The sequence below is a fragment of the Pseudoalteromonas sp. 1CM17D genome (genome assembly GCF_023161805.1).
Classification (GTDB): Bacteria; Pseudomonadota; Gammaproteobacteria; order Enterobacterales; family Alteromonadaceae; genus Pseudoalteromonas; species Pseudoalteromonas atlantica.
The window spans coordinates 150,589-162,532 of record NZ_JALNTP010000009.1 but is presented as its reverse complement, the minus strand read 5'-3'; the positions used below and the strand labels follow the sequence as shown (position 1 = coordinate 162,532).

Annotated in this window: 10 protein-coding genes; 4 read left to right on the top strand and 6 right to left on the bottom strand. The window is 37.4% G+C overall.

Annotation, left to right across the window (positions count from 1 at the left end; genetic code table 11):
• Positions 1 to 40: 40 nt before the first annotated feature.
• Both MSC25_RS15880 and MSC25_RS15875 read left to right on the top strand, forming a co-directional pair.
• A complete protein-coding gene (locus MSC25_RS15880) occupies positions 41 to 1,165 on the top strand; it encodes a helix-turn-helix domain-containing protein (protein WP_248443935.1) in 1,125 nt (374 codons plus the stop codon).
• A gap of 146 nt (positions 1,166 to 1,311) precedes the next feature.
• The gene (locus MSC25_RS15875; RefSeq protein ID WP_248443934.1) at positions 1,312 to 2,736 is read left to right on the top strand and encodes a S41 family peptidase; all 1,425 of its coding nucleotides are present in this window, start codon (positions 1,312 to 1,314) and stop codon (positions 2,734 to 2,736) included.
• 104 nt (positions 2,737 to 2,840) lie between these two features.
• On the opposite strand, the gene MSC25_RS20365 is transcribed toward MSC25_RS15875, so the two are convergent.
• The 6 genes from MSC25_RS20365 to MSC25_RS15845 form a co-directional block, all read right to left on the bottom strand.
• Positions 2,841 to 3,386 carry a transposase gene (locus tag MSC25_RS20365; RefSeq protein WP_248443933.1) on the bottom strand — a complete coding sequence of 182 codons (546 nt, stop codon included), beginning with the start codon at positions 3,384 to 3,386 and terminating at the stop codon, positions 2,841 to 2,843.
• Positions 3,383 to 3,790 carry a hypothetical protein gene (locus MSC25_RS15865; protein WP_248443932.1) on the bottom strand — a complete coding sequence of 136 codons (408 nt, stop codon included), beginning with the start codon at positions 3,788 to 3,790 and terminating at the stop codon, positions 3,383 to 3,385. The genes MSC25_RS20365 and MSC25_RS15865 overlap by 4 nt, the downstream gene beginning before the upstream one ends.
• A 1,185-nt stretch (positions 3,791 to 4,975) precedes the next feature.
• Positions 4,976 to 6,307: a TniQ family protein gene (locus tag MSC25_RS15860; protein ID WP_248443931.1), complete on the bottom strand. Its 1,332-nt coding sequence runs from the start codon at positions 6,305 to 6,307 to the stop codon at positions 4,976 to 4,978.
• A complete protein-coding gene (locus MSC25_RS15855; RefSeq protein ID WP_223866401.1) occupies positions 6,307 to 7,215 on the bottom strand; it encodes a TniB family NTP-binding protein in 909 nt (302 codons plus the stop codon). Before MSC25_RS15855 ends, MSC25_RS15860 begins: the two co-directional genes overlap by 1 nt.
• Before the next feature lie 35 nt (positions 7,216 to 7,250).
• The gene (locus tag MSC25_RS15850; protein ID WP_248443930.1) at positions 7,251 to 9,278 is read right to left on the bottom strand and encodes a transposase family protein; all 2,028 of its coding nucleotides are present in this window, start codon (positions 9,276 to 9,278) and stop codon (positions 7,251 to 7,253) included.
• Complete coding sequence (locus MSC25_RS15845; protein ID WP_024032698.1) at positions 9,275 to 9,886, bottom strand: TnsA endonuclease N-terminal domain-containing protein; 612 nt, start codon at positions 9,884 to 9,886, stop codon at positions 9,275 to 9,277. Before MSC25_RS15845 ends, MSC25_RS15850 begins: the two co-directional genes overlap by 4 nt.
• Before the next feature lie 686 nt (positions 9,887 to 10,572).
• On the opposite strand from MSC25_RS15845, the gene MSC25_RS15840 reads away from it, so the two are divergent.
• A complete protein-coding gene (locus MSC25_RS15840; RefSeq protein WP_024032696.1) occupies positions 10,573 to 10,896 on the top strand; it encodes a hypothetical protein in 324 nt (107 codons plus the stop codon).
• A 375-nt stretch (positions 10,897 to 11,271) separates the two neighbouring features.
• Positions 11,272 to 11,862, top strand: a complete 591-nt coding sequence (locus MSC25_RS15835; protein WP_055018897.1) for a hypothetical protein — start codon at positions 11,272 to 11,274, stop codon at positions 11,860 to 11,862.
• Positions 11,863 to 11,944 lie beyond the last annotated feature (82 nt).

The following is an 11,944-nucleotide window of genomic DNA, read 5'->3' as shown; positions in this document are numbered from 1 at the left end:
ACATTAAACATCTACCTGATTTCTATTTACAACTATCCCAATGCTGTTTATTTCCTTGCCAATGCAATATCTTCATGTCATCGGAACATTCCAAGGCATCTTATTAGCAGCAATACTTTTGTTTAGTGCTGGCGTTAATAATACTGGGCGCATAATGGGCGTTTGGTGTCTTTTTCTAGCATTTTATTTCTGCTGTCCATTGATTGTAGTGCATGCTGAGGATACTGTTTTTGCTAATCTAATTGGATGGGGCTACTTTGTCCCCGCCAGCTTTGGTGCATTTTTATATTTATATTTTCGGTCAGCGATAATTAAAAAGTCATTCCATTTAAAGGATAGTATTCACGCTACGCCGTTATTACTTTGTCTTCTCTTAAATATAGATTTTTTGTTTTCTACCCCGACTGAAAAAATCAACATCGCTAATAACGCTTTACACAAAGAAAATATCCAACTGCTGACTCAAGTTATTATGTTCGTACAGGCATTTTTTTATTTAGCATTGAGTGTCAAACTGATAACTAAAAGTGGACGCCATGCGCGTGACACGCTTTCCAACTTTAATCCCAAAATATTTACCTGGTTATGGGTAGTATTAAATTTGTACGCAGCAATGTTGCTGACAGAAGCTGTCAGCACAATAATCGGCGCAAATTCTACTTTGGCTATTGCTAGTGATCTCATTGCCTTTACTTTGATATACAGCGTTTCGATGGCTCAGTGGCGTGAGCCAAACTTATTTACCATTGACAACTTGAGTGAAACTCCAGCGGAAGCACTCAACTCGACAACCAAGGCACAATGCTTCGACTTTAATACTAGAGCCAAATTATTAGAAAACATTGTTCAATATATGGAAGAAGAGCAACCTTATCTAGAAAGTGAACTTAGCTTAGATGCGCTAGCAAGATATACCAACCTTAGTAGTCATCACTTATCTGAAATCCTCAATCAGCAAGCAAATAAGAACTTTTATCAATTTGTTAACGAATACAGAATAAAAACAGTCTGTTCTCAAATTTCTTCTAATCCAAAAGAGAGACTTATTGATCTAGCTCTATCTGCTGGGTTTTCCTCAAAAAGTACCTTTAATGCCGTTTTCAAGCAATTCAAAGGAATGACCCCAAGCCAGTACAGGAAACAGCTGAAACTCGATTGCGAATGAGTGCGAATCGACCGAATCGCACGTCCAACTCGTCCAAATCAGACGATTTTTCTCTTAGACTGCTCTTTAATGCAACTTCTAATCGCCGTGGATAACAATATTCATCAGACGATTTAATTAGTGGAAAATAGAATTGAGGACAAAAATTGAAGACTATAATTTTAACTTTTTTTATTGCGTTTGTAGTTGGCTGCACTAGCTTGAATGAACCAAAGTCAATTACAAAAAACACAAAAACGCAAGAAAGTAATACTCATACTAACCTGCCTTCATCTGGCAAGATAGTGAGCATTAAAGTATTAAAAAGCAACCTGACTGAGCTAAGTCAACGCCTTGATACGATCCACCCAGACCCGGGCTTTACTATGGATGTATCTGAAGTTAAATCGCAGATAGAGTCCTTGTCAGAAGGTATAACTTCACCCATGACACATTATGAAGCATGGAAATATTTCTCTCAGCTGAATCCTTACTTTAAAGATGGACACATGCTAATTGCTTCGCCACAGCTTGATGATCAATTTAAGAGCCACATTCAGAACGGTGGTCGGCTATTTCCATTTGACGTAATGATAGATGCATCTCAACGTTTGCTTGTGGCGGAAACTCTTGAGGGCTATTCAGATATTAAAATCGGTGATGAGATTACCTCAGTCAACGGAGTTAGGGCATCAAAAATAATTGAAACTATGTTGGCAAGAATGTATGGCGACTCATTAGAGTTTAGGGCTGCTTTTGCTGCCAGTCGATTTAACAAAATGTACTGGTTACTGTTTGGTAGTAGCAAAGATTATCAAATTGAGTTTATGCATAAAAATAAGCGCAAGCAATTCTCTATAATGGGTGTCACTGATGAGCCGGAAAATCACAATGCTGATGTGAGGGAATTTGTCCAAAGTCGAATACTAGACAATGACATAGGGTATTTGCGTGTCGATCGCTTTTTTTATTCTCAAGAACAAGAACAACCTTTTTTCACATTTCTAGATGAAACGTGGCAGGCGTTTAAAGATGCGAACGTCAAAGATGTGATTATCGACGTTCGCCATAACCCTGGGGGGACCGATCACTATTGGCAGCAAGGTATTGCACCTTACATTGCGAGCAAGCCATTTCCATTTCTGTCAAACTTTAAAATTCGTATGACTGAACGAAATATCAAACTAGGACCTATTAAAGGTAATCAAGGTGAGGTTATTGAAGGCACATTTAATCAATTAGTGCCTGTCGACGCGCATAAGGGTTTAAAGGTACCTGGACGGGCATATTTACTAATGGGGCCGCTCAGTTATTCATCCACTACTTTGTTTTTAACCTCACTACAGGACTCTCGTCAGGCTGTCATCGCGGGTCATTCAAATGTAAGGTCTTGCACTACTGGGCGTATAGAAACTCATGTATTGCCTGGTTCTAATTTAGAACTAAACATGCCGACACTTATCTTTACTCGCCCATCAGGAAAAGAGCATTGTCAGCAACCTATCGAACCAGATGTTTATGTGTCGAACGAAGTAATAAATTCGAATGAGGCAGTGGAATACTTAGCAAAATATATTACCGCTAATAGGTAGACGAATATAGACGGGTTACCCAACATTTAAATAAGAGCGGTTAACGTGCAGGCTCAATCAAATCTGATGGTTTACCAACCCCGTCTTTAACTCAACACGTTAACCTAATTCGTTTTATGGTCGTTAAGAAGAAGCCTTGTGTTCATCAAATGGGACATGTCCTTAAGTATGTGATAACACGCTCTTGCGACTTTATGTGCAACTGTTTTAATCGCGATAATTTGGTTGGTTTTACCCAGCTTGCGTTGGTAATTTTTTCTAATTGTCGGGTTATACCTAATAGCAAAGTTAGCAGCTTCAGTAAACGCCCACGCAAGGTAACGATTACCATTCTTTTGATTTGTAGCGCCTTTCTTCTTCCCATTGCTGTATTTTGCACTTTTCACGCAGCGACAATAGGAGGAGAAATTACCTGGACTATCAAAACGTTTAATAGTGCCTGTCTCTAACATAATGGACAGTACTAACGTATTCCCAATCCCATCGATACTGGTTAGGTTTATAAACTCAGAGGAGAGTGATGTTTTATTAATAGCGCCCTCTATCGCATTGATTTGCTGTTGAGCACAGCGTATTAATGAGAGGTTAGAAATGACTGACAGTGCTGTATTCGTTGAGCTGAAATCGATGTGTACTTGCTCAACATTCACGCCTTTTCTGATAGCGCCATTTGTTTTATTTTGTTGCTACTGAGCTTATACCCAAGATGACGCATGTAACAACTTTGCACTGATAATAAGTTTTTAGTGGACTGTTGAACAATGTCCATTCGTTTACGCATTAAGTAGCAAACAGCCCTGAGTTCACGAGGATAAATGTAGCCCTCAGGCAAAATGTTTAGACGTAGCATTTTAGCCAACCAGCATGCATTACTATGGTCATCAGCATGTTTTAAACCTGAATATTGCTGAATTGCAGCGGGGTTTGCTAAGTGAAGTTTACACCCTTCATCCATTAAAGCATCGACTAACCAATACCAATTAAAGGTCGATTCAACAACAAGCCCTTCTAAGTTGTCTTTGTAAGGACTTAAAAAAGATAAAATGACAGACATATCATTATTTAAACGCTTAGCGGTAAGTGTTTCACCGTGTTCATTAATGATAGCGATAACACTTTATTTGAATGCAAGTCAATTCCACCACATAGTTTCATACCAAGCTCCTCGGATTCAGTATATGTTTTGGTCAACAAACTGTATCGTAAAACTCGAGGACCTTTCTATATGAGTATCAAATCTTGACTTCATACATTAAAAATCGTGAATGACCGCTTATGGCACAGAGCAGACCGCCGGTGATTATTGAGTGCAGAAATCCACGGCTATAACTGCCCATGAATAGAAGTTCTTTATGTAATGAAAAATAAAGATGCGCTGTTGATCCTCTGGCAAGCATCGGCCTAAATAAACTCTACCTCGAAGTAAACCCGATTAGCTTTCGTATAATAGATAGTCAAATTATCACTTCAAAGCACTTACTTTAATAGACGTTTTCAAGCGATTTCTCATTGTTTGTGAAATTTACCTAATAAAAAACATAATTATTTTTAGAGTGTAATTAAGTTAATAAATCTCAATTTAAGTGCCATGTTTAGTTATAAATCAATAACTTCTCAACGTGCCGTGAATTCTCGATTTAAGTGGCACTGATCATGTTTGATCGGCGCCATATAACTTGAGAATCTCAGCCATGTAATAAGATTTCAAAACAATAACTTAGCTTGTGTTCTTTATGGGTACTGCGCCTCTTAAATTGAGAATTATTTATAGCTAAAAACTGCCCCAACACAAATTCTCATCCAGCCAAAAAGTTCTCATTCTGCCTTGCAGATTCTCATTCTGCCACTGAAGAACTCTGACTTGATTTTAATGAGCACATAATTAAGTAGATTCTGTATTCGGTAAATTAGTGGCGAACACTATACGCTAATATTTACTTAGTAAAAGTGTAGTAAATCGATTAGAAAATGGATTTTTAGGATAAAGAGAAATGAAGCCATTTAAGTGAAAGTTAAAATGCAGATATGCGAAGCTTCATTTGTAATGTTGAGTTAATTCAAATTTGGTTTGATTTAGGTTTAGTTATGGATGAAATTACTAAACTTTTATTAAAAAAGGGAAAGTTAAACTTATTGATATTAAGTCGATTAGTTTTAGTGAACTGCCGTTATTGTTATTAATAAAGCATAGACCGAGAACATGTCTCGGCCTAAAAATTAAAGTTGAAATTACAAAGTACTAAATGTCGAGTGATAGCTGTTTGTTTTGCGTTTTCGCCAACTTCAAAGTATCACAATTAAGTATACGTTTTGAATTATTGCCATGAATGTAAACGGGCCTGAGCTTACCGGTATTAATCAACCTCATTAGTTCTACCTTTGGTATACCGGTGACTTCAGCTACGTTTGCAACGGACATCGTTTTATCTCTTATAAGTTGAGTGTGTAATTTACAAAAGGTATCGAATGCTTCAGGCAAAACGTGTATGGAATGCATTAAGTCTAATGAAGGTTTGTATGCTATTGATAATTCTTTATTTTTAGCAGCTATCAGTACATCAGTTATACAGATATTATGAAGAGCCATAAAGCGACGTAGCTCAGAAAGGGGGACGTAATCTTTATTGTGGCTGAACTCGGCTAAAAAGGTATAAACACCTGATATTTCAACGCGAGTATCTGTTCTTAAGGTCTTTTTTGAATCAGTTCTTATCAATCCAACTTCGACTAAAAGAGCGATTTGTTTAAACGTTATCCCAATTATAGAGGAGGCTGTTTGAGCTTCAAACCAAAGCTGAGTTATGGGAGCTTTTGAACGAATATACTCGCTATTATACATTTCATATAGTGTGGATAATGACCCCCATTCACATAGCAAATTCTGAACAATAATTTCAATTTTGTGAAACTCAATGTTCAACGGTAGATCTGTTGGTACACGTTTAGCCCTTTCACTTAAGAATACTCTAGCACTATCTGGGTTATTAAGAATATCAGCCGCTCTATTTAATAATGTGGAGGTAATCTCCTTTGGTGGGAAACTCGTTCGTGTATTACTATCGTCAACTATCACTTTAGCTATGAGGTATGCATCGTGGACTTGTTCAGGTGATTTTAATTGATTATTCAATGGCATATGCGTTAAGCGTAAGCCGCACAAAGGTGATGTGCAGCGGCCATTTAGAAGATTAATGGTAAATTGCAGCGGTGAATTGCAATGAGGGCATTCGGATAAGAGGGCACACTCATGAATAATACAGTGTCGTAAAAATGGATTTTGCCACTGGGCCCTAAAATACCCATATTGGTTAACACAATCTGGACAAACTTGTGGCGTTAGCAATCTCGCATGTGTCCAGCACTTTATCTTTAATGATGATAAAGTGCGAGTTATAGGAATAAGGTGATCAAGGAGTTCGTTCTTTGTTGATCTACCTTTGATGATACTGGTTAGCATAGCCTTATTGAGTACGCGAGATTCTGATTGTATGCCATTTCTTTTAAGTAAACGAAGTACATAACCAATACCTGACTCCGCTTCATAGTAAGAGGGTTTTATTGGGAAACGCATTAGCATAACCCCGAATAGAACTGACTTCTAAGGTTTTTATCTTGCTCATTTAGATATGCATCTAATTGTTTTTTTGTTAAAAGTTCATAATCAAATGGATTGACAGCCCCAATTGCATATTTCTCAAAGTTTTCAAATAAGGCTTCTATAAGCTGATCATAGTTTTTTGCATTTCGTGTGTTATTACGTAAAAATAAATCGCGCATTGTACTCATGGTGTGCTCACTGTACGCAAGGTAAATACGATCAAGTAGCTCACTGTGCTCATCCTTTGTTAAATTTGGCAACCCAACTTGTTGAATGAACCAATTACAACAGGCAATCCAGTTTTTCGTTTTAGGAAGGATTGGCTTAATTTCAATGGGGCGCATTTGTCGACGAGACATCTGCTCGTCATCGTCAAATTTACCGGCGGTTCTACCAAATGTAATAAGGCGCTTAGCACTGCTTGTACCGGCGAAAATAATCGAACAACGGATCTTGTTGCTATCGATCAGATAGCAAAAATATTTAATAATTCGTTGAAACTCTATCCCATCATAACTTGAGGCAATATTCTGAATTTCATCAAGAATGATTAGCTCCACTTCTAGGTCTTTGAGAAGTGAGATAAGTTGGGCATCCAATTCAGCTGCAGTAGTGCGAGAATTTTGTGTTGTTCCCTCTAGCTCTGAAATTAAAAATCGAGTTATCTCTGCAGTACTTTTTTTAAACTCCTTAAAAGCGACATAAAAGATTGGTTTTGTCGTTTTTTCTGGCTTAGTAACAGGTAAAAACTGAGCGTGATACTGCTTTAATATATACGTCTTGCCAGCACCCGAGGCACCATAAATAAGTTGAGCTCGTTTATCCTCTGAAGGTACGTGATACATATTGTGGATTTCCGCTATCCTCTGCCATATCTTCATTTGTATGTCACATGCGAAAATTGTACTGGGCATAGTTACCATTGTTTTTCATTTCCTTCATCATCATTATAACGGGTAGAGGCCATTTCTCTGGTTTTGCTCACTATCGTATCTGCGTAGGTATCTTGTTCACCTGAGTGCGATATCTGTGATTTAAGTTCATTCACTTTATGAGATTTTTTTATTCGCTCTACAATGGATAAGTTCTCTTTCGTATTTTTATTGAAAGACGCTACCTTTGGGCCTCTGTGCTGTTTGCGTTTGGGCTTTTGCTTTACGAATTCAGTTATTTCACCGACATAGTGACCAGTAGGAGTATGGGAGAAAGTTTCTGTATATATTCCGAGTTGGGTCAGAGTTTGATTACCATTTAGTTCAGCAAAGCTGACTGGTAGTTTAGTATCATGATGGTCAATATTATCAGCCACTATTTCCACAGGATTGTTCTCGCCAGGCAGTGTTGCTTGAACTGTTACTTTTCTGGCATCTAGGTCGTCATGAAACACATAAACAGAGGGGTTTTCACCCAGCTCCATGTCTGTTTTAGTAGCCGCGTATAGTTGTTTTAGCTCATCACTGTAATAATCTTGACCTAAACATCTGATAGTTCCACGTTGCTGTAATTTATGTGAGGCCTGGGCTCTGGACACGTGGAAGCAATGTTGTAGCTGATCATATGTGAATGAAGGCATAGGCGTATCAATAATGGACTGATTCCATTTTTTGATAGGCGTATGGCCAGCCTGTTTATGGTGTTTGTGCATGTATTCTGTCAAAAATATATTCAGTAGCTTTGTAAAATCAGATACCTTTATATCCGCACGTTTAGCTAATGGAATTGTGTCGAGTGAGTTCGGGTTAGTACGTTTTCCTGAATAACTTTGAAATCCAATACTCGTCTCACCACTTTGCGTTTCAATCTTCATACCTGAAAAAAAGTGATCTCTTAATACGTTAAAAAATGACTCAATGAATGGCTTCTTAGCAGGTTGATTTGATGGTGTATAATGAATATTTAACTCAAGTCGCTCCGCAGCCTTTTTTATCAAACGATTATTAAACCCTGGGCCATTATCCATAATCAATGTAGTCGGTTTACGTCCATTCATTGTAAGATTACTATCCGCCATAAATATTTGACGTAAAAGGTTAAGCCCACCGGCAGAGTTTTCAGGTTCAAAGCTAAGCACCACAGAGATAGGTGCGCGTGTGTAAACGTCTATTGCTACATACAAAGAAATAGGCGGTGTCGGTAGACCTGTTTTATCATCAATTAAACACATATTTAGCACAACACGGTCGCATTCAACGCGTTGCATTGCGTAATAGGTTTTTATTCGTTTACGTAGCGTTGTTAGTCGCTTATTGATTTCCGCTTGTGAAAGACCTTTAAAATTAGCAAGTTTTTCGGCATCAGTAAGCTCTTGTAACTGGCGGTAAAAGGTGCGTTGTGATGCGATTTGAATCTCATTATTTTTCAAGCTAGCTTCTTGCGCTTCTCGTTTATAGTTACTGTAATATGCGCCTTTGAAAGCAGAGTTATTACACGAATAGACGGTAGCGATGTAGTGCTGTATGAAAGCCTCAGTGGCCGCATTTAGCCGTATAGGCCTATTACGCTTCACTCCCGCAAGCGCCTCATCATTAAAATCTGATTGAACCCATACGCGCCAATGGCGACATACCGTTTTCCATTGCGGGTGTTTTGTGGCAATAGTTGCAGGATGTTGGCTCTCGACTCGTTTGATGAGCTCATCATATGTCTTCTTGGTTGTAGCAGGGTATCCTTCACTAACGAGTTCTTTCAAGATAGATTGATACATCAATCGTGATGTAACCGTTAACTTTTGATATTCTGTTAGTTCAATATGTGGATGCTGTGCGCTTCTTAATATAAAGCCTTGATCATCAATTGATTTCTCAAAGTCGTCTCGAGGTAATAGGCGCTTCTTAGTCTCTATACCATCACCGGAAAGGAGTATTGATGTACTGTCAACAAACGCAATAGATTCAACGTTACCGTACTTATTAGTCAAGTCAGTACCCGTAGCATATCCGATCATTTGAGGTGACCTCGCATCAATGTAGTAGAGGCGTTTAACGGCTTCTCCATATCGAATTTATATACATTTGATGCAATTAGTCCATAAGCCTCTGCCACTGGGTTTTTAGCTATACCCTCCAAGCATTCGATGAGTTCACCAAAGGTTAAATCTCCATCAGGCAGCATTGTTAATGGGAATGAATGCTCCGAGTAATACATTGTTATCAGATTAAGGTTCGCCATAAAGATAGTATTGAGCTTATCGACGATGATTAACCGTAAACCTATTTGTGCTTTTTTTCGGGTGTACTCATTAAAAAGATGAATTTTCGAGTGATACTCTTTATCAACCTGAGACTCATGATGAACTTCAATATATTCAGCGAAGCCAGAATGATATAGGACTAAGAAGTCGGGTGTATAGCGGTAAACTTTTTTGTCTATAGTCACTTCTATTTGCTCAGGCTGGGTGGCAAACAGCTTCACATTAGGGTCACATTCCAGTTTAAAAGCCAGGATCAGCTCCTGAAATGACTCGGGATTAAGTGCGCACTGATTTTTATGGGAGTAAAATCGTATAACAAATCGACCTCTGTGAACGTTAGCGTTCGTCTTTGTAACGGTCATAATTTCACCTCCCAAAAAATAAATGTCTTTACACTATAGATAATGGGTGATAAATTAAAAGGTTTATCTTTAGAATAGTTGTTCTTGGTAAGCATTTTTACATTATTCCTTTCGTCATAATTAGGCTTATCAATCCTTGGAGCCACTGAAAATTTTGTTTTATTTTCAAGGGTTAATCTCACTTTAAAATTCAAAAGTTAAGTTCAATGTTTTTTCTACGAGCAAATTATTTATTCTCAAAAAAAATTTATCTTTAAAGTACTGTGAAGGTTTCTCGAGTTGTTTTTACCTTATCCAAACCGATTTTATGTTTGTGTTTAACATGACGTTGTTATGTTCAAGTAAAACACCCAAAGTGAAATTAGTATTCAGTGCTGCTCCTAAAAGCTTAAATTTAAAATTTCACACCTAGCCCCCAGCAAGGTTGATGCTTTTCAAAAGGCAGTCACTATGATTGCAGATATTACAGAAATAGAGAAGGTTAAACTGGTCAGACCTCTCGCTATCTTCTTTAAGTGTCTTTGATTTGGGTTTTAAAATTCATAAAATGCCAACGATATTAATTCTAGGTTAATTTAAGCATTTTTATTTTTTGTGTTTTTTAAGAAAAAAGAGGGGGTGTTCTTGTTTATTAAGTTAAGGTTAATGGAGGCTTAAATTTTTTTGTAAACAAGATGGAGTGACATATGAAACACAAGCCAGAAGGGTGGGTTGTTTTAACGTTTCAAACTATTGATAGCAAACCCTGCTATGTGTTGTTTTGTTCGTGGAAAAATGATGATGAATGGAGAGTAAGCTCAGGTTCAATGGTTCTACCTCACTTATCACCCTGTGGGAATTATTGGATTTGGCCTCAAATATCAGGCTCTGTATACGAGCTTCCCGTTGATGAAGAAAATGGCTATACCTTCTACACTGGCGCTGTATTAGATGAATTGTTAGTAAAAGGGTATCGCGATGGTACTAAGCTAAAGCGCATTGCACTTAAAGATATTATGGAAGATAAATAAGGCGATTATCGCCTTCTAATCTGTCTATTTTACTTTTAAAGGTCATGAGCTCTACATTACGGTAGATACCTAGGGGCTTTGGTAGGCAAAGATGAGAATCTGTATTATGTAAATATTGCTAGTTCTACATTAAAAGCTAATAAATGAATACATTAAAAGCTAATAAATGAATACAGTAAAAGCTAATAAATGAATACAGTAAAAGCTAATAAATGAATAGAGTACAGGTATAACTAACGCGCACTCCCTTAGTAATCCAGCCTAATAAAATTTGGCTAATATTCAATAAGATTCTGTTTGCGTTGCCGAAGGAGTTGATATTCTGGCTTCATTAATCTTTAATAAGCACAAATATTACTTCACAAAGGATTACTTATGGGAAAGGAACTCGATATTTATAAATTACACAAACCAGATAGAACATACGATATAATTGACCTAGATATCGTATCGATGGCAGACCAAATTGCCGAAGAAAATAACCTCAGTTATAAAGAAGCAGTAATATTAGCCAAGATTGGCTTTCCAAGCGGCAAAACTAGAATAACGGATATAGTCAAAAACGGATTTAGCTGCAAGGTTGAAAAAGAAGCTTTAAAGCAAGCCTACGACGTAAACTTATTTACGAATTACCTTGTTTTGAACCAAAAAGCGTATATTGCCCTAGGGAACTATCTGCAAGTATACGGGGAGTTTATACCGCTTAGGTGTGATAAAGAGCTAATTTTATTTAATCCACTCGTTTTCGAAGAAGAAGACGAATCTCTTACTGAAAAGGCTTACCTGAATGGTATTGAGGATGGCCTCAAATCCTTATCATTTAAATCAGACAAAAATCTTGTTTTTAAATCATGCATGCAAGGTGGGACAGCACTTTATTGTAATGCTGCGTTTAAATCTCTGGTTAATGAAAATAGCTTAAGCGGACTTTCTTTTAACAGTGATTTAGTTAGCATTTTTGCTTAACAAGATAAGCGCGTAATGTATTCATTTAATAAGATCTAACCAAAACTGTCAGATTTGAACAAATAAAGTCAATCAAATCGAA